General features: G+C 59.5%; 13 protein-coding genes. 11 read left to right on the top strand and 2 right to left on the bottom strand.

The window, feature by feature from the left end; genetic code table 11:
* Position 1 precedes the first annotated feature (1 nt).
* The 4 genes from ASC90_RS05980 to ASC90_RS05965 all read left to right on the top strand — a co-directional run bounded on the left by ASC90_RS05980 (position 2) and on the right by ASC90_RS05965 (position 5,857).
* The gene (locus ASC90_RS05980; RefSeq protein WP_056536797.1) at positions 2-1,726 is read left to right on the top strand and encodes an ABC transporter substrate-binding protein; all 1,725 of its coding nucleotides are present in this window, start codon (positions 2-4) and stop codon (positions 1,724-1,726) included.
* A 150-nt stretch (positions 1,727-1,876) separates the two neighbouring features.
* Positions 1,877-3,391 (top strand): glycerol kinase GlpK, encoded by a 1,515-nt coding sequence (glpK, locus tag ASC90_RS05975; protein ID WP_056536794.1) that lies wholly within the window; start codon positions 1,877-1,879, stop codon positions 3,389-3,391.
* Between the two features lie 110 nt (positions 3,392-3,501).
* Entirely contained in the window at positions 3,502-4,068 is a 567-nt protein-coding gene (locus ASC90_RS05970) for a tyrosine-protein phosphatase (protein WP_244480329.1), read from the top strand.
* 127 nt (positions 4,069-4,195) lie between these two features.
* Positions 4,196-5,857 carry a phosphoethanolamine--lipid A transferase gene (locus tag ASC90_RS05965; RefSeq protein WP_056536788.1) on the top strand — a complete coding sequence of 554 codons (1,662 nt, stop codon included), beginning with the start codon at positions 4,196-4,198 and terminating at the stop codon, positions 5,855-5,857.
* Positions 5,858-5,998: 141 nt separating this feature from the next.
* Here ASC90_RS05965 and ASC90_RS05960 read toward each other — a convergent pair whose 3' ends face one another.
* A complete protein-coding gene (locus ASC90_RS05960) occupies positions 5,999-6,784 on the bottom strand; it encodes an IclR family transcriptional regulator (protein ID WP_056536785.1) in 786 nt (261 codons plus the stop codon).
* Between the two features lie 328 nt (positions 6,785-7,112).
* On the opposite strand from ASC90_RS05960, the gene ASC90_RS05955 reads away from it, so the two are divergent.
* Positions 7,113-8,267, top strand: a complete 1,155-nt coding sequence (locus tag ASC90_RS05955) for an amidohydrolase (RefSeq protein WP_056536782.1) — start codon at positions 7,113-7,115, stop codon at positions 8,265-8,267.
* 26 nt (positions 8,268-8,293) lie between these two features.
* On the opposite strand, the gene ASC90_RS05950 is transcribed toward ASC90_RS05955, so the two are convergent.
* Entirely contained in the window at positions 8,294-9,406 is a 1,113-nt protein-coding gene (locus ASC90_RS05950) for an acetate/propionate family kinase (RefSeq protein ID WP_056537134.1), read from the bottom strand.
* Positions 9,407-9,837: 431 nt separating this feature from the next.
* On the opposite strand from ASC90_RS05950, the gene ASC90_RS05945 reads away from it, so the two are divergent.
* From ASC90_RS05945 to ASC90_RS05920, 6 genes are all read left to right on the top strand, one after another.
* Positions 9,838-11,280: an MFS transporter gene (locus ASC90_RS05945; protein ID WP_056537131.1), complete on the top strand. Its 1,443-nt coding sequence runs from the start codon at positions 9,838-9,840 to the stop codon at positions 11,278-11,280.
* Positions 11,281-11,316: 36 nt separating this feature from the next.
* Positions 11,317-11,868, top strand: a complete 552-nt coding sequence (locus ASC90_RS05940; RefSeq protein WP_056536779.1) for a DUF924 family protein — start codon at positions 11,317-11,319, stop codon at positions 11,866-11,868.
* A gap of 78 nt (positions 11,869-11,946) precedes the next feature.
* The gene (locus ASC90_RS05935) at positions 11,947-14,493 is read left to right on the top strand and encodes a mechanosensitive ion channel family protein (protein ID WP_056536777.1); all 2,547 of its coding nucleotides are present in this window, start codon (positions 11,947-11,949) and stop codon (positions 14,491-14,493) included.
* A 120-nt stretch (positions 14,494-14,613) separates the two neighbouring features.
* Positions 14,614-14,877, top strand: a complete 264-nt coding sequence (locus ASC90_RS05930; RefSeq protein ID WP_056536775.1) for a hypothetical protein — start codon at positions 14,614-14,616, stop codon at positions 14,875-14,877.
* A gap of 200 nt (positions 14,878-15,077) precedes the next feature.
* Positions 15,078-17,591, top strand: coding sequence for an FAD-dependent oxidoreductase (locus ASC90_RS05925; RefSeq protein ID WP_056536773.1), 2,514 nt, complete (start codon positions 15,078-15,080; stop codon positions 17,589-17,591).
* A gap of 147 nt (positions 17,592-17,738) precedes the next feature.
* Positions 17,739-18,569: a response regulator gene (locus ASC90_RS05920; protein ID WP_056536771.1), complete on the top strand. Its 831-nt coding sequence runs from the start codon at positions 17,739-17,741 to the stop codon at positions 18,567-18,569.
* Positions 18,570-18,689: the final 120 nt, after the last annotated feature.

The raw sequence follows: 18,689 nt of genomic DNA, 5'->3' as shown, positions 1-18,689 counted from the left end.
TATGCGAAGGCATCTACTAGCGACAACAGCAGGCATCCTGCTGGCCATGGCGGGTTCCGCCTATGCCGGCATGGACGAGGCGAAAACATTCCTGGACAAGGAAGTCGGCGATCTTTCGACGCTTTCCCGTGCTGACCAGGAAAAGGAAATGCAGTGGTTCATCGATGCGGGCAAGCCTTTTGCCGGCATGGACATCAAGGTGGTTTCCGAAACGCTGACCACGCATGAATATGAATCGAAGGTACTGGCGCCTGCCTTCACGGCAATCACCGGCATCAAGATCACCCATGACCTGATCGGCGAAGGCGACGTCGTCGAAAAGCTGCAGACACAGATGCAGTCGGGCGAGAACATCTACGACGCCTATGTCAACGACTCGGACCTGATCGGCACCCATTGGCGCTACCAGCAGGCCCGCTCGCTGACTGACTGGATGGCGAACGAAGGCAAGGATGTCACCAACCCGGGACTCGACATCAACGACTTCATCGGCACCAAGTTCACGACCGCGCCTGACAAGAAACTCTACCAGCTTCCTGATCAGCAGTTCGCGAACCTCTATTGGTTCCGGTACGACTGGTTCAACGACGAGAAGAACAAGGCCGACTTCAAGGCGAAGTACGGCTACGATCTCGGCGTCCCGGTCAACTGGTCCGCTTACGAGGACATCGCCGAATTCTTCACTGGCCGTGAAGTTAACGGCAAGAAGGTCTTCGGCCATATGGACTATGGCAAGAAGGATCCGTCGCTCGGATGGCGCTTTACCGACGCCTGGCTTTCGATGGCCGGCAACGGCGATAAGGGCCTGCCGAACGGCCTTCCCGTCGATGAATGGGGCATCAAGGTCGATGAAAACTCGCGTCCTGTTGGTTCGTGCGTCGCACGCGGTGGTGATACCAACGGCCCGGCTGCCGTCTACTCGATCCAGAAGTATCTGGATTGGTTGAAGGCCTATGCACCGCCGGCTGCACAGGGCATGAACTTCTCCGAATCCGGCCCTGTACCGGCGCAGGGCGAAGTGGCTCAGCAGATCTTCTGGTACACCGCCTTCACGGCTGATGCCGTCAAGCCCGGCCTGCCTGTCGTCAACGAGGACGGTACGCCGAAATGGCGCATGGCACCGAGCCCGCACGGCGTCTACTGGAAGGACGGCATGAAACTCGGCTACCAGGACGTCGGTTCCTGGACGCTGATGAAATCGACCCCTGACGATCGCGCCAAGGCCGCGTGGCTCTACGCGCAGTTCGTGACGTCGAAGACCGTGGACGTGAAGAAGAGCCATGTCGGCCTCACCTTCATTCGCGAATCCACCATTCGCGACAAGAGCTTCACGGAGCGCGCTCCGAAGCTCGGCGGTCTGATCGAGTTCTATCGCTCGCCGGCCCGTGTGCAGTGGTCGCCTACGGGAACCAACGTTCCTGACTATCCGAAGCTGGCACAGCTGTGGTGGCAGGCCGTCGGCGATGCGTCGTCGGGCGCGAAGACCGCTCAGGAAGCCATGGATTCGCTTTGCGCAGAGCAGGAAAAGGTCCTGCAGCGTCTGGAGCGTGCCAAGGTGCAGGGCGATATCGGTCCGAAGCTCGCCGAAGAGCATGATCTCGCCTATTGGAACGCGGATGCGGTGAAGAAGGGCAACCTTGCTCCGCAGCTGAAGATCGAGAACGAGAAGGAAAAGCCGGTTACCGTCAACTACGACGAGCTGGTCAAGAGCTGGCAGTCCAACTAACGGACCGTCACGGCCGGGACTGATGTCCCGGCCGATCGCTTTGCCGGCGCCATGCGAAAGCGGTCGCCGGCTCCAATTTTTCGCAAAACGCATCGCACGACCTGCTGCTCCCGCGGCGGGAGCAGTATTCTTTTGCATTCGAGGAAGACAATGAGCGGTTATATTCTCGCGATCGATCAGGGTACGACATCATCACGTGCGATCATATTCGATGGCGGGATGGGCATAGTCGCTTCGGCGCAGGAGGAGATAAGGCAGCACTATCCCCAGCCGGGTTGGGTCGAACACGATCCCCGCGAAATATGGGAGAGCGTTGTCAAGACGGTACGGCAGGCAATAGCCAGTGCGGGCATTGCGCCCGCCTCAATAGCCGCAATCGGGATCACCAATCAACGAGAGACCACCGTGGTCTGGGACAGGAAGTCGGGCAGGGCGTTGCACAATGCCATCGTATGGCAGGATCGGCGAACCTCCGAAATATGCGACAGCCTGAAGGCAGACGGCTACGAGAAGCTGTTCAGCGCCAAGACAGGTCTGCTGCTGGATCCGTATTTTTCCGGCACCAAACTGCGATGGCTGCTCGACAACGTCGATGGGCTGCGCGGCCGTGCGCAAGCCGGCGAGGTGTGCTTCGGTACCATCGACAGCTGGTTGATCTTCAATCTGACAGGCGGCCGCATGCACGCGACGGACGCCACGAACGCCTCGCGGACTCTCCTCTACAATATCGCGGCCGGTGCGTGGGACGAGGAGTTGCTCGGCGTCCTGAGGATTCCGGCTTCTCTGCTGCCCGAGGTCAAGGATTGCGCCGACGAATTCGGGGTTACGGATACCGATTTGTTCGGAGCGGCAATCCCGATCCTTGGCGTTGCGGGCGACCAACAGGCGGCCACCATCGGCAATGCCTGTTTCGACCCCGGCATGATGAAATCCACCTACGGGACCGGCTGCTTCGCCTTGCTCAATACCGGCCAGGATCGGGTTGCGTCGTCCAACCGGATGATTACGACAATCGCCTATCGGCTCGACGGTGAAACGACTTACGCACTGGAGGGCTCGATCTTCATAGCCGGCGCGGCGGTGCAGTGGTTGCGCGACGGTCTGGGTATCATTTCACAAGCTTCGGAAAGTGGTGCGCTGGCGCTGAGCGCCGATCCCGGGCAACAGGTCTACGTGGTGCCGGCCTTCACCGGGCTCGGAGCGCCTTACTGGGATCCGGAAGCGCGAGGCGCAATATTCGGCCTGACCCGAAACAGCGGTCCCGCCGAACTCGCCCACGCGGTTCTCGAATCCGTGGCCTACCAGACGCTCGACCTGCTCGTTGCGATGCGGAAGGATTGGGGCGACCATCATATTGAAACCGTGTTGCGCGTCGACGGCGGCATGGCGAGTTCCGACTGGACGATGCAGCGCCTTGCCGATGTCGTTGCCAATCCAGTCGATCGCTCGGCAGTGCTGGAAACAACCGCTTTGGGTGCCGCCTGGCTCGCCGGATCAAGAGCCGGTGTCTGGCCGGATCGGCAGCAATTTGCGCAAGCCTGGGCCTGCAGTCGGCGTTTTCAGCCTCTCATGGAGGAAACCGAACGCCAGAGCAAAATCGCGGGTTGGCGCAGTGCTGTGTCTCGCACCCTTTCCGGGGCATCGTATGGCGCTCAAATTGCGTGAAAAGCTGGATTGGCTGTCAGCCGCCGATTGGCGCCGCCATTCAGGTGGATGTCAGCCTGCAGGTTCATTCCTAACCTCATTGCATCACGGTGGATGTCGAGGGGCGTGTGATCAGGATCAGGAATTTTCGATGGCTCGCGGCGGGCGTGCTTGCAGTTGCGTGCACGGTCGGTGGGTATCTGGCGTATCTACAGATAAGCGGCAATTTTCACACCGTGATTGCGGACCAGCTTTACCGCTCGGCACAGCCTTCGCCAGCGCAACTCGAATCCTATGTCCGGGATCACGGCATTCAGACGATCATAAATCTGCGCGGTAAAAAGGACCATGCGAAGTGGTATGCCGACGAGGTCGCTGCGGCCAGCAGCCTCGGCGTGGGGCACATCGACTTCGCCATGTCGTCGTCGAAAGTTCTCACGCCTGCGCGCGCTGAAGAGTTGCTCGCGATCATGCGAGCCGCGCCAAAGCCTATTCTTATCCATTGCCAATCGGGAGCAGACCGAAGCGGCCTTGTCTCGGTCCTCTATAGCCAGCAGGTGGCGGGTGTCGACGAGGATGTCGCCGAACGTCAGCTTTCCGCCTTCTATGGTCACGTTGCGGTTCCCTATTTCTCCGGGACCTATGCGATGGACAGGAGCTGGTTGGACCTCGAGAAGCATTTCCATGTCGAGGGATAACTGACCGGCGGCGTTCGGAAGCGCGTTCAGGTGACTGTCAGAAAATCCGGTCATTGCTCCAGCCGCGGCTTGAGCATGCGCTCGGGTGCAGCGTGGTAGCACGAGATCCAGGCTCGGAGACGGCAAATTGAAAGACAATGGCATCAAGGCCGGCTGGCTCGCCAGGCGACCGGAAATCGGCAGTATCACACTGTGCGTGGTCACAACGCTCTATCTTCTTCTCGTCACCAATCATTCGTTCTGGATCAAGGCGTCAGGCTATTTTGCGGCAGATCGCCTTGCATTTATACTCTTCGTGGCCGCGATATCGGCGTTGAGCATGGCGATCGTCACCGCATTCTCCGCCAAATACATCACCAAGCCTTTTCTGATCTTCTTCATACTCGCCGCTGCAGGCGGCTCCTGGTTCACGGACCAGTTCGGTGTGATCGTCGACAAGGAGATGATCCGCAATGCAGCCGTCTCGACGGGCGCGGAAGCGGGGCACCTGATAACGACGCGCTTTGCGCTGCATATGCTGCTTACCGGCGTTCTGCCGTCACTGCTCATCGTCTGGGTGCGCGTCCGCCACCGCCCCGTCTGGCGCAAGCTCGCGCATAACACCGCGGTGATCCTGGCCTGCCTGGCCGTCTTTGCCGCGGCGGGGTTCGGGGACTACAGGGCTTTTGCCGGTATCGGCCGCGCTCACAAGGACATTTTGGACAGGTTGAATCCGTTCGTGCCCATTGCCAGCACCATCCGACTTGCCGTTTCGTCCGGAGAAGAAGCGGCGGTGGTGGCCGAGCCGCTTGGTACTGACGCGCATCGCATTCACACAGCCGCTTTGACCAAGCCGCGCGTGACGATCATCGTCGCCGGGGAGACCGCGCGTGGCGATGATTTTTCGCTGGGTGGCTACGAGCGGAAGACCAATCCGGAACTCGAGAAGCAGAATGTCGTCTACTTCCCGAACACCAGCAGTTGCGGCACCGCCACTGCCGTTTCTCTCCCCTGCATGTTTTCCGTCTATCCGCGTACGGCGTATACCCACCGCAAGGGTCTGGCGACTGAGAACCTAGTCGATGTGCTCAGCCACGCTGATGTCAACGTATCCTGGCTCGACAACGACACGGGCAGCTATCATGTGACCGACCGGATAGCCTATACCTATCTGCCGCAGTCGCCCGACCCGCGCTTCTGCTCGGACGGGGAATGCCAGGATGGCTTTCTGCTCGACAAGGTTGACGGCTGGCTGGATCAGGTCAAAGACGACAGCGTACTCGTCCTGCACCAGCTCGGCAGCCACGGCCCCGCGTACTATGCCCGTTATCCAGACGAATACCGGCGTTTCGTACCAGACTGCCGCGCGAATGATTTCGGGAGCTGCACACCCGAAGAGATCACCAACGCCTACGACAACACGATCCTCTATACGGATCACGTCGTCTCGACCGTGATCGACAAGCTCAAGCAGCGCGCAGGTAGCATGGCGGGCGCCGTGATTTATGTTTCGGATCACGGGGAGTCGTTGGGTGAGAATGGCATCTATCTGCATGGCGCGCCCTACATCGTGGCGCCGTCGCAACAGACCCATGTGCCCTTTCTGGTCTGGGTGAGTGATGAGTTGGCCAAGTCTGCCGGCTTCGATATGAGCTGCGTGGCCAAAAAGGCAAACGCCACCCGGTCACATGATAACTTATTCCACAGCGTCCTCGGGGTCATGGATGTCGCGACGTCCGTGTACGATCCGAGCCTCGATGTATTTTCCGCGTGCAGGCGGCAAACGGACAAGGTCGCGAGCGTCCAGTGATTTGGTAAAAACGGTTTCACGCTCTCGACGCATGGTCTGAGCCGGCGCACCGATACGGAGTCCGTCATCTATCTGCCGGAGGCTATATCGACCGAAAGGGTCGATGAACGGGCGTTTGCCATGTGATCGGAAATTTCCCGGTCAAGCCGGCGTCTTGACGTCCGATCCCGCGAGCAGCGAAAGCTCGCTTGCTGTCTTCTGCAGCATGGTGATCGTGTGGGTGATATCCGGCGCAGCCGGCGCGTTGACCAGGGCTATATAGGGGCAGGTGAGGGCCGCTATGCCGCGTCCGTCAGGTCCGAGGATCGGCGCCGAAAGATTGTAGACCCCTGCCGTCTGAGCGCTAGCCATCATCTCGTAACCGCGCTCGCGGATGTGCGTCAGTCGCTCGTAAAACTCTGGACCGAGAAATGTTCCTTCGCGGCCGTCGGCGTTCCCCGCGATCATCATCGCTCGCTCCTCATCGCTGCGAAACGCGAGCAGCACATGGCCGGAGCCGGTATCGAACAGGCTTATGTGCGAGCCGACGCGAATGGAAATTCCCCAATAGTCCGGCGCTTCGTGCTGAGCGATCACGACCGCCGATCCCCGGTCGAAGACGACGAGGTGATTGGCCTGCTTGGTGCGCAGTGCAAGATCACGCATGAGCGGCATTGCGAATGAGGAGAGCCGCCTTGTCGGCGCATGCAATTGCGAGAGACCGAAGAGCTTCAGGGTGAGCGTGAACCGATCGCCATCGAGCTTGGTCACGTAGCCGCGTCGTACGAGCCGATCAAGCATCCGGTAGAATTCGTTCGGGCTACGGTCGAGGCGCTTGGCGATCTCGGCCTGCGTCAGACCTTCCTCGACGCCAGCCAGAAGCTCGAGAATATCGAGCCCTTTATCGAGTGCCGGAGCGCGGTACCTGTCGGCATCGTCTGCTTCCATGAACCTCTCCTGTAAATATGATCTCACATATACAAATGAGAGTGTGTCGAAAAGCGAAAGTTCGGCTTCGTAGCTAGGGAGGGGTGTTCGCCTATGAAGAAAAGACCCATAGACGGAAACCGCTATATGGCAGAATCCTACCAATGACGTGTAGCAACGATCGCGGTCGGGCGGTAGGAGTTAAGCTAGTGCACACCGGTGGCGCGTCAGCCTGCCTGCGCAAGGTGAAAATCCCGGTGGCATCAGGTGAAGCCATTTGTCGACCTTGCCTGCCGACCACGTATAAGTATGGTACTTCGCCGACAGGCGGATTTACGGGAGACAATCGATGTTTTTGACCGATAGAGAATTGTTGGAGATCAAGGAATTCCGTCGCAATCTTCACCGTAATCCTGAAGTGTCCGGCGAGGAAGTCGAGACCGCCAATCGGGTCCGGGCAGCATTGGTTGGTTCCAATCCGGATCAAATCGTATCCAATCTTGGCGGGCACGGCGTTGCGGTCATCTACGAGGGAGCAGCCGTTGGGCCGACGTTGATGATCCGTGCCGAGCTTGATGGGCTTCCGATCGAAGAAATCTCCGATGTTTCGTACCGTTCGACCGTTCCCGGCAAGGGACATCTGTGCGGCCACGATGGCCACATGGCCGTACTGGTGGCGCTTGCGCAGGGGCTCGGCCAGAAGCGACCGGCGACAGGCAGGGTCATACTGTTGTTCCAACCCGCGGAGGAAAACGGTGCCGGTGCCGCAGCAGTTCTTGCCGATCCCCGGTTCGCGGCGCTGAAGCCCGACCTCGCACTCTCTCTTCACAATTTTCCCGGCGTCAAACTCGGCCACGTATTGCTCAGGGAGGGACCGGTCAATTGTGCCTCGCGTGGCATGAAGATCGTGCTGAACGGCAAGACCGCTCATGCCTCCAATCCGGAAGACGGCCTTGCACCGACCTTTGCGATGGCCGGTTTGCTCGAAGCCTTGACTGCGCTCGGAAACAACGGGCCGCTCGGTGCGGAGTATTCGCTGGTGACGGTCACCCATGCACGCCTCGGCGAGCCGGCTTTCGGCATCAGTCCCGGCTATGCCGAGATATGGGCGACGCTACGGACGCTGACCGACGAAAGCATGGCGGCACTTGTGAGAGATGCGGAAACGCTTGCGCGCGAGCGAGCGCAGGCGACCGGGCTGCGGCTGGAGATCACATACGAGGACGTATTCCAGCAGTGCTACAATTCCGCCGAGGCCGTCGATGCCCTGCGTCGCGCACTGGATGACGAAGGGGTAAGTCGGGAGAGTGCGAGCGCCCTGCTGCCAATGAAGGGGTCCGAGGATTTCGGTTTGTTTCGAGCCGTTGCGCCGTCGGCCATGTTTTTCCTGGGCGCGGGAGAGGATCATCCGAGACTGCACAATCCGGACTATGATTTTCCCGACGAACTGATTGCCGTTGGCTCCCGCATCTTCATGCGCGCGGTCAGGAATATCCTGGGTTAAGCGTCGTCAGAACTTGTTTCAGCCGGTTATCCAACACCTTGAAGTAGCGCCCGGGCGTGGACTGCCATGACGCGCTCCTCGTTTGTTGGAATCACCAAGGTCTTGAAATCGCCGAGAAACCGGAGCCTTTGAAGGATCGCGTCGCGAATTGGTGCCGCATGCTCGCCGATGCCGCCGGTGAAGACGAAGGCATCGATGCCGCCCATCGAAACGGCCATCATCGCGGCGTGCTGTGCGGCCTTCAGTGCGAAATAGTCGAGGGCGAATGCGGCGCGGGGGTCGTCGCTGCGCAGAAGGGTCGCGACATCATTGCTGATGCCGGAGAGGCCCTTTAGCCCCGAACGCTCATAGAGCGTGTCCTGTACCGCCTCGACACTGAGGCCGAGTTCCTGAAGCATGTAGAGGACGGCGCCGGGATCGATGGCACCGCTTCGCGTTCCCATGGTAATCCCGTCCAGCGCCGTCATACTCATCGTCGTGTCGATGCTGACGCCGTTCCGCAATGCGCAAAGGCTTGCTCCGTTGCCGAGATGGCCGACCACGACCCTGCCGGCGTGAATTTCTGGGTGATCCCTGGAGAGAACCTCGGATATCCATTCGTAGGACAGGCCATGAAAACCGTAGCGACGCATTCCCTTGTCGCGCAAGTCTTGCGGCAGCGCGAAGCTGCTGGTCAGTTCGTCGTGGCCCGCGTGGAAGGCCGTGTCGAAGCAGGCGATGTCCGTCGCTCCACTTGCCAGCCGTGCCGAAGCGGCGATGCCGGCGAGGTTGTGCGGTTGGTGGAGCGGCGCGAGCGGTATAAGCGACTCCAGCCGGCGCAGGACGTCAGCAGTGACAATGACGGGAGCCTTGAAATCTTGTCCGCCGTGAACGACCCGATGCACGACGGCGATTGTGTGCCAGTCGTGGTCGTGGCCGTCTATGAGGTCTATGACGGAGCGCAGGGCAGAATCGTGATCGGTGTCTGCGGGAAGGGTCCTTGCTACCTCCTCGCCACCGGGGAGGTTGGTGCGCATCTCGGGGGTGTCGCCAATGCCGGTGATCTTGCCGCTCATCAGGACACTCAGGTCATGACCTTCGAAGACCTGGAACTTCAGGCTCGACGACCCCGTGTTGAGGACAAGCAAGGCTTCAATCATCTGAACGGTCGAGGATCGTTCCAACGGCTTCTCCTCATCTAGCTGTAGCGGTATCAGCGAAAGGGCAGTCGGATTCGATATCAGGCGCGAAAGGTTTATTGCGCGGAGGCTGGCGAAGATGTGTGAAGCGCCGAACCCAGTGTAGACACATGTAATCTGAAGCGTGGGTGTGTACTGCTTGTTGCGCTGTCCTCCGTCCACGGTGGCCGGATAACGGATAGGTGTCAAATCGTTTCTGCCCAAAAAATGGCGCAGGTGGCTTGGCGGATTGAGCAGCTGGCCAGCGGAACGTCCGGTTGAATTCGCGGTATTTTTCGCGATTTTCCTTTTCCGCAGCGTGCATATGGGCTTATCTACCGGTTGCTCCGCTCGGAGCATCGGCATTGCCGTCCATTCATTTCGAAGACATCGCATTTCACGTTGGCAGTTTGATGACAGCTTTGGGAACGGCAGAGACGGGCGGCGACGCGGAGAGTATTCGTCGAGCGAAGGTCGTAGCCCTGGTGGTTGCCGTTTCCTTCTTCATGCAGATTCTGGATGGGACCATTGTCACCACGTCCTTGCCGCAGATGGCGGCGAGCTTCGGCGTCCAACCGGTGTCGATGAGCATCGGCATCACCGTCTATATGCTGACGATGGCGGCGTTCATTCCGCTTTCCGGATGGCTCGGTGATCGCTATGGCGCCCGACGCGTCTTCATGGCGTCAATTGCCGTGTTCACCATTGCCTCACTGTTTTGCGCCTTGTCCGATGGGCTCGTCGAGTTTGTCATCGCACGTGCCGTGCAAGGCGCCGGCAGTGCGTTGATGACGCCGGTCGGGCGTATCATCGTCTTGAAGAACGCCCGCAAGTCGGAACTGGTCCAGGCAATTGCGCTGATTACCTGGCCTGCGTTGACGGCGCCCGTGGTCGGTCCGTTGCTCGGCGGTTTCATCACGACTTACGCGAGCTGGCACTGGAATTTTCTGATCAACTTGCCGATCGGGATCCTCGGAATGGCGCTAGTGTTGCGTTTCGTGCCGGAACAACGGGAGGAAAATGTCGGCCGGCTCGACGTGCGAGGGTTCGTCATGAGCGCTTCGGGCCTGACCTTTCTGCTGGCGGCCCTCGAACTTTCGGTGAAATGGGATGGTGGCGTGTTGCCGATCCTGCTCATGCTGGTGGCAGGGCTGGTTTTGTCGTTTCTGGCGACACGGCACTTCCGGAAAGTCAGCAATCCGCTGCTCGACCTTTCGGCTTTTCGCGTGCAGACCTACGCGATTGCGACACTTTCAGCCGGCACGGCAAGTCGCGTTGCCATCAACGCAACGCCGTTCCTGCTGCCGCTGCTCTTTCAGCTCGGTTTCGGTCTAAGTTCCATCGAAGCCGGCGCCTATCTGCTGGTGTATTTTCTTGGCAACCTGGGCATGAAGGCGATAACGACGCCTCTGCTTGCAAAGCTTGGATTTCGGACGGTGCTCTGGTTGAACGGTTTGGTCGCCGCTCTGTCGATTGTTGCCTGCGGCTTCATGGCGCCCGAAACGCCACGGCTGGTGATCTACGCCTTGTTGTTTATCGCCGGGCTGTCACGTTCAATGGAGTTCACGGCCCTCAACACACTTGCCTTTGCCGATATCGATCCTGCGCAGCGAAGCTCCGCATCCACATTGTCGAGCATGTTGCAGCAGGTTTCCATGTTGCTCGGGGTTGCAATCGCCGCGGCTGTGCTCAATGTCTCCGTTGCGGTTCGCGGCACGGAAAGCCCGGCGCTCATGGATTTTCGCTGGGCGTTTCTGGTTGTCGGGGCGATTGGCATCGTTTCATCGCTGCGGTTTCTGCGGCTGCAACCGGACGCAGGCGCCGAAGTATCAGGTCACAAACGTGCCCACAGGTAGGGCTTTCCGAATTCTGGGCGATCAGGGAACGAGAACATGGGATACGTTTGCACGCCCGAAGAGGTTCATGATTTCTGGTTCAGGGAGTGCAGCCAAGACCAATGGTTCAAAGCAACGGCGGAACTCGACCACCACATTCGCGATCGCTTTCGCCACACTCATCTGGCGCTTGCCCGGGACATTGCCGACGCATGGCATTCAACAGCGTTGGCGCGGCTTGCAGCGGTGATCGTTCTCGACCAGTTTCCACGCAACATCTATCGCGGGACGCCGCTTGCCTTTGCGACCGACGGGCTTGCTCTTCGCGAGGCAAAACTCGCGATTGCGGTTGGGGCCGACCAGCGCGTTGGGCGAGAGTGCCGGGCGTTCTTCTACATGCCGTTCGAACATGCGGAGGACATCGAAGAGCAGAACCGAGCAGCGGCGCTGTTCGGTGCGCTCGATGACGAAGAGCACAGCGACTATGCACTTCGCCACCGCGATGTGATAGCAGCATATGGTCGCTTTCCCCATCGGAACGTGCTCATCGGACGGGAATCGACCGAGGCTGAATTGGAGTATCTCGCTCGGCCAGGCGCGGGCTTCTGAGTATTTCGCCTTTCTGTCGCCTTTGTTTCCTATAAAAAGCTGGAATTCGATTTTTTAGCAAATCCGAGTGGGGCGATTTTGCGGCTGACACACCTTTTGCTTCGTATCCTTTTTGTCGTCTCGCTGCTTGGCGCCGGCGCTGGCATTGCCAACGCTCAGGCACAGCAGCCGCAATCGGCGCAACAGCCACAGGCGACCGAGCAGGCGCCGCCCGCGGATAGCCCCATCGAGCAGGCCTCGAAAGCGATCGACAAGGCGAAGTCAGACCTTGCTTCGTTGCAGGAGGGAGTGAAGCAGAGCAGCGACGACGACGATGCGCTGGTTACGCTGGCAGGGAAGGCCGATGCACTCGGCCGCTCGGTTATCGATACGTCGGTCAGCCTGCGCCCCCGTCTCGACCAGATCAAGGCACGTCTGGCCGAAATCGGCGACCCGCCGAAGGACGGCCAGCCGCCGGAGGCGGAGATCGTTACCAAGGAACGCAACGCGCTGACGGAAGAGCGCGCCCAGATCAACGCCGTGACCGGCGACGCGGAGAACCTGTCCGCTGCCATCGGAAAGCTGAGCAATGCGATTGCCCAAACGCGTCGACAATTGTTTGCAGCGACGCTACTGCGCCGAACAGATATATCGTTCTCCGTTCTCGGCGATGCGGCGAGCGCGTTCGTGGAGGAAAGTAGCGAGTTTCGCCAGGCATTGGCGAGTTGGTTGGGCTTCGTCCTGAAATTCAAGGCGTTTGCATTTTTTGCCGCAATCTTCATGTCGTTGGCCACGGCACTCGTGCTACTCTCCGGCGGTTATCGGATTTTCGGGCGCTATTTGCAGCGCAAGGAGAGCGACGAGCAGCCATCCTACATCAGCCGCCTTTCGATCGCCTTCTGGTCGACGCTGATCCGGACTTTCTCGCTCGCCACCCTCCTCGTCACGTCGTATTTCTTCCTCAATAGCTTCAATGTGTTGCGGCCGGATATCGCTCCGGTTGTCGGCGCGTTGTTCGGCGCTATAGGGCTGATCTATTTCGTGCGACGCTTCACCAATGCGGTGTTTGCGCCCAAGGAGCCGCACTGGCGTCTCGTCAAGCTGTCCAACCGCGGCGCGAGCTCGATCGGCGCCTGCCTGCTGGCGATGGCGATCGTCAACGCGCTGGACTATTTCTTCGGCAGTATTGGCGAGGCGATGGGCTCACCGTTGGTGCTGACCGTTGTCAGAAGCCTGATCGCGGCGTTGATCATCGGCTTCATCCTGATCGCGGCATCCTTCGGCAGGCCGATGCTGGCCCGGGATGGCGATCCGGATGCGCCCGGGCGCCACTGGCCGCGTGGCATGGCAATCATTCTTCGCGTTCTCGGTGCGGGTCTGATCATCACGGCCCTCGTGGGATATGTCGGTTTGGCGCGTTTCGTTGCCACCCAGCTCATCATTACCGGCGCCATTATCGTCACGACCTACATCGGGCTACTCTCCGGAAAGGCGATTTCCCGAACAGAAACCTTCGGCGATACCTTCTTCGGCCGCTTTCTCGCCAAGCGCTTCAAGCTTGGCGCGGTGGCAATCGACCAGGCTGGATTGCTGGTCGGTATGTGTATCTCCGCGATTGCGCTTTTGGTCGGCATTCCTTTGGTCTTGCTGCTGTGGGGCTTCCACGTACAGGACCTTCAGCTTATCGCCTACCGCCTTCTGACAGAGGTCCGGCTCGGTGGCATCAGCATATCTCTGGTCGGAATATTGACCGGCATCCTGCTGTTTGCCGGTGGCTATCTGGTGACCCGCTGGCTGCAGCGTTGGCTTGACGGCAACGTGATGGCGCGCAGTCACGTTGATCTCGGCGTCCGCAATTCGGTCAAGACCGGCATTGGCTATCTCGGTGTCGGCCTCGCGGCGATCATCGGCGTTTCGGCGGCAGGCATCGACCTGTCGAACCTCGCGCTTGTGGCCTCTGCACTGTCGGTCGGTATCGGTTTCGGCCTGCAAAATATCGTGTCGAATTTCGTGTCCGGGCTGATTCTGCTGGTTGAGCGGCCTTTCAAGGTCGGCGACCACGTCGTTTCGGGGACCGCCGAAGGGATCGTCAAACGCATTTCCGTACGCGCAACGGAGATCGAGACCTTCCGCAAGCAGTCGATCATTGTGCCGAACTCCGAGTTGATCAACGCTTCGGTCGGCAACTGGACGCACCGCAACAAGATGGGACGCTCGGAGATCCCGGTAGCGGTAAGCTACAACTCCGACCCCCAGAAGGTCATGGACATCCTGCTGGAACTCGTCAATGCCGTGCCGCTGGTGCTCCGCAATCCGGAACCGCATGTCGAGTTCCTGCGCTTCGGGACCTATTCCCTGGATTTCGAGATGCGTTTCATGCTCGGGGATATGGGCGATGGCCTGAAGGTCAGGAACGATCTCCGCATCGCCATCCTCAAGCGTTTCCGTGAAGAGGGCATCGAGATACCGCTTCCGCAGAGCGACGTCGTTTTCCATCGGCAGCACGACGCCATCAAGTCGGAGCAGGACGAACCTGAGGCTGTGGCTCAGGTGCCTGATATCCCGGAGGAAAACGAAGCGGACAAGCCAGACGGCACCGTGCGACGATTGCGCGGCAAAGCCGCCGATGGCACTCTCAAGAGCTGAAAGCGTCGTTCAGAGACCATTAAGCGAGGTCCTTTATAACGCTCGCAATCGGGATTCGCTGCTGGGGGCAGCAGCGGTCGAGACGCTCAAGGGGAGGGCGCACAGGTTGCGCCACACTGCATGGCAAGAATTGCCGTCGTACTGCTTCTTTCGCTCATGGCCGCCGAGCGCACAAATGCGGCATCCGTCACCAATACCGATACCGCACCCGTCGTCCTCGTCCTCACCGAGAGCGGCAACAAGGTCCAGGTCGTGCTCGATCCCGGCGCGTCGGAAACCCTCTGCCCCTCGGGCTGTTTCATGACGACGCCTGACGGCGACCGTATCGGCCTCGATGGCGGCGAGACGATCGATATCGTCAAGGGTGCCGCCGTCGTAAAGTGACATTTACAGTGTAGCGCGATCCACGCCATTTGCGGGCGTTCCGGCTTTTGTAGCTTGCCTATCTGTGCGCCGTCGCGGCAAGCTTTTCGCATGTCGTAAACAGGCATTTGGCCAAGGGGGCGTCGCTGCATAGTCCGCGAAAGCGATTTCCTCCGGCGGCATGCGTCGGTCAGGTCAGTTGAACAGAGGGTAATTTCTCCATGAAGACACATGCGCGCGCAGTGGTCATCGGTGGTGGCGTCGTCGGCGTCTCGACGCTCTACCACCTTGCCAAGAAGGGATGGGACGACGTGGTCCTGATCGAGCGCAAGGAATTGACCTCTGGTTCGACCTGGCATGCGGCCGGGCTGCTGCCGCTCTTCAACATGAGCTACTCGGTCGGGCAGATCCACAAGTACTCGGTTCGCTTCTATCAGGAACTGCAGGAGGAAACCGGCATGAATGTCGGTTTCAGCCAAGTCTCCAATATTCGTCTGGCCCGCACCAAGGACCGCTGGGACGAGTACATGTACTACGCCGGCATCGCCGAAACGATCGGTGTCAATGCCAAGATCCTGACTCCCGAAGAGGTCAAGGAGATCTGGCCACTTTGCGAGACGGACGGTTTGCTTGGTGCGATCCAGCATCCCGACGACGGCTACATCCAGCCTGCGGACCTGACCCAGGCACTTGCCAAGGGCGCCCGCGACAAGGGCGCAACGATTTACCGCAACACGGTCGTTACTGCGATCGAGCAGCAGGCGGACGGTCTCTGGAAGGTGACGACGGACAAGGGCGAGATCACGGCCGAGCACGTCATCAGCTGCACCGGCAACTTTGCGCGCAAGACCGGCGAGATGGTTGGAATCAACATTCCTGTCATCCCCGTCGAGCACCAATATATTGTCACGGAGCCGCACCCTGACATCCTGGCGCGCAAGGCGCAGGGCCTGCCGGAAATGGGCGTGTTGCGTGAATCCGACAGCGCCTGGTACATGCGCGAAGAGAATGGGGGCCTCATTCTCGGCCCCTATGAGCATGGCGCGCCGGTCTGTTATGTCGATGGTCCGTCCGACGACAGCGAATACGAACTCTTCCAGGAAGAGCTCGACCGTCTGATGCCTCACATCGAGGCCGCGATCGCGCGCGTTCCTGCCTTCGGCGAAGTCGGTATCAAGAAGGTCTACAACGGCGCCATCGCCTATACGCCAGACGGCAACCCGATCGTCGGTCCTGCGCCGGGCCTCAAGAACTTCTGGCTGAACGAAGGCCACTCCTTCGGCATTACCGCCGCAGGCGGCGCAGGCTGGCAGCTTGCCGAATGGATCGTCGATGGCGAGCCGACAGTCGACATGATGGGCGTCGATCCGCGCCGCTTCGGTCCCTATGCGACCGAAGGCTATCTCGTCGCCAAGAACGAGGAGGCCTATGCCAATGTTTTCACCATGCATTACCCGGATGAGGAGCGCGGGGCGGCACGTCCGCTGAAGACGACACCGGTCTACGACCGGTTGAAGTCGATGGGTGCTGTCTTTGGCTCCGTCTACGGCTGGGAGCGTGCCAATTGGTTCGCGCCCGAGGGTTACGATCTGCCAAAGGACCAGCTCGGTGTGGGTGCCGACGTCCTTACCAATCACAATCATTCCGACCCGACCGAAGATGGCCGCATCCTCGAGAGATGGTCGTTCCGGCGCTCGAACTATTTCGAGCACGTCGGCAACGAAGTCATGAACGTCAACAAAAACGTCGGTGTGCTCGACATGTCGGCGTTCGCGAAAATGGAGGTGTCCGGTCCGGGCGCCCGTGCCTGGCTGGAATCGATCTTTGCCAATGCGATCCCGAAGAAGCGAGGCCGTATCGCGCTTTGCCACATGTTGACCGTTCACGGCGGAGTGCGCGCCGAATTCACGGTCTACGAATGGGCACCGAACCGCTTCTACCTCGTCTCGGCCGGTGCCTACGAAGCGCACGACCACGACTATCTGCGGAAGCTCGCGCCGACGGACGGTTCCGTACGCCTGCAGCAGATTACACAGCGGCTGGGCGTTCTGGTTCTTGCCGGTCCGAAGTCGCGAGACGTGCTGAAGAAGCTCACACGCAGCAGCCTGGAGAACAAGGACTTCCCTTGGCTGTCCGGAAAGGAAATCGCGGTCGGCGCGGCGTCGGCGCACGCACTGCGAGTCAATTTCGTTGGCGAACTCGGTTGGGAACTACACCACCCGATCGAGATGCAGAACTATATCTTCGACAAGCTGATGGAGGCCGGTGCCGAATTCGGCATCAAGCCGTTCGGTATTCGTGCCATGCTATCGATGTCCGTCGAGAAGTCCTATCGCCTGATCCCGCGGGAAATGTCGATCGAGTATAATGCCTACGAATCAGCGCTCGACCGGTTCATCAAACCCGAGAAGGAGTTCCTCGGCCGTGACGGACTGCTGGCCTACAAGGACAAAGGCCTGAAGTGGAATTTCGCGACGCTGGTGGTCGAGACCGGCAATGACGTCGATGCCCGTGGTTCCGAGGCGATCTACAACGAGGCCGGCGAACTGGTAGGGCGTGCCACCAACGGCACCTTCGGCTTCCGCATCAACCGCTCGCTGGCACTGGCGATGTTGCGGCCGGACTATGCCAAGGAAGGCACACGGCTCAAGATCAAGATTCTCGGCACGACCTACAATGCGACGGTGGTCGGCGAGAGCCCGTTCGACACGGAAAACGCAGCCCTGCGCGCATAGTCCCTTAAGCATGTTCTCGGAAAAGCAAGGCGGCCCTCGTGGCCGCCTTTTTGTTGGCCGGCAAAGCGCTGCTCGATTAATACTTATTCAAACCGGCTGCTGTACCGATTTGAGCCAGGGACAGGAGTTTCATTAAAAGGTTTTGAGATGTCGTTTTTGGGTATTTCTGGAATGCAGTACTCCGGAGACTTGTTTGCCGGTGCGCGCATCATTCTGGCGGAGGATTCCAACGTATTCACCTCGATGATCGGAACGAGGCTCAAGGAGCTTTTCGACATCGACGTCGAAATATGCCGCTCTTTCGAAGAACTGCAGCTTTCCTACGACAAATCGACGGATCCGATCACGCTTGCCATTTCGAACATCAATCTGCCGGGCGCCGAGGACGGCGAAGCGCTGGAATACCTGGTCGATCTCAGCATCCCCACTATCGTCTTCACCGGCACCTTCCAGGAAGGCACGCGCGACAAGCTGATGGCAAAGGATATTGTCGACTACATCCTCAAGGACAATATCTTCGCGGTCGACCTGCTCGCGGAATCGATCTGCAGATTTCTCACCAATCACCGCCATCACGTCCTGATCGTCGACGACAGTCCGACAGCGCGTGCGCTCCTATCCAGCCGCCTTCGACGCTACAATTTCCGGGTCAGCACGGCGGAGAGCGGCGCCAAGGCTTTGGAAATCCTGAAGGCAGACCGCGATATCGGCCTGGTGATCACTGACTACAACATGCCCGACATAGACGGCTTCGAACTGACACGGCGCATTCGCTCCAGTATCGGTTCGCACGAGTTGCGCATCATCGGCGTTTCCTCGTCCTCGAACCGCCTGCTTTCGGCCCGGTTCCTCAAGGCGGGAGGCAATGACTTCATGCTGCGTCCCTTCATTGACGAGGAATTTTACTGCCGCGTCAACCAGAACCTGGATACGCTTCTGCAAATCCAGTCCATGCGGAGAGAGCGGGCAGTCGCCTGACGGCGACCACGAGCGGCGCCACGTGGAAAATGTTATCGGCGCGGCACAACTAAGTATGATTTATACAATTTCAAGTTTCTGTACTATACCTTCACGTACACGGACATGTCGGCTATCTTT

This window comes from Rhizobium sp. Root1220 (assembly GCF_001426265.1).
Classification (GTDB): Bacteria; Pseudomonadota; Alphaproteobacteria; order Rhizobiales; family Rhizobiaceae; genus Rhizobium.
Note: the sequence above shows the minus strand (reverse complement) of the source record. Positions and strands in the feature narration are given on the sequence as shown.